The following is a 377-nucleotide window of genomic DNA, read 5'->3' as shown; positions in this document are numbered from 1 at the left end:
TCAAGCGTGTGCTCTAACCAACTGAGCTACGGGCCCATTCGGGAACCGGTCCAGCACAAGCCGGACAAGCGCGGTTTTTTGTCTTCATGAAGAAAGAGAAACGTGGACGGCGAAAGCTCGCCATACCCGCTGTCTGCGAAGCAGATCGGCAGGCGTATTGCGTTGCGATAGTCACCTGACTGGTGCCATCTATGTTCTAAAAAGCACGGGAAGGTTCATCGCCTAGACAAGTCGAAGACTTGTCGGAGGGCGTCTTACCAATTCCACAGCTTCCTTAGAAAGGAGGTGATCCAGCCGCAGGTTCCCCTACGGCTACCTTGTTACGACTTCACCCCAGTCGCTGACCCTACCGTGGTTAGCTGCCTCCTTGCGGTTAG

1 rRNA gene is annotated in these 377 nt (G+C 54.9%); it reads right to left on the bottom strand.

Annotation, left to right across the window (positions count from 1 at the left end):
* Positions 1-278 precede the first annotated feature (278 nt).
* A 16S ribosomal RNA gene (locus IB248_RS31080) occupies positions 279-377 on the bottom strand; the annotation flags it as partial.

This window comes from Rhizobium sp. RHZ01 (assembly GCF_014851595.1).
GTDB classification, from domain to species: Bacteria; Pseudomonadota; Alphaproteobacteria; order Rhizobiales; family Rhizobiaceae; genus Rhizobium; species Rhizobium altiplani.
Note: the sequence above shows the minus strand (reverse complement) of the source record. Positions and strands in the feature narration are given on the sequence as shown.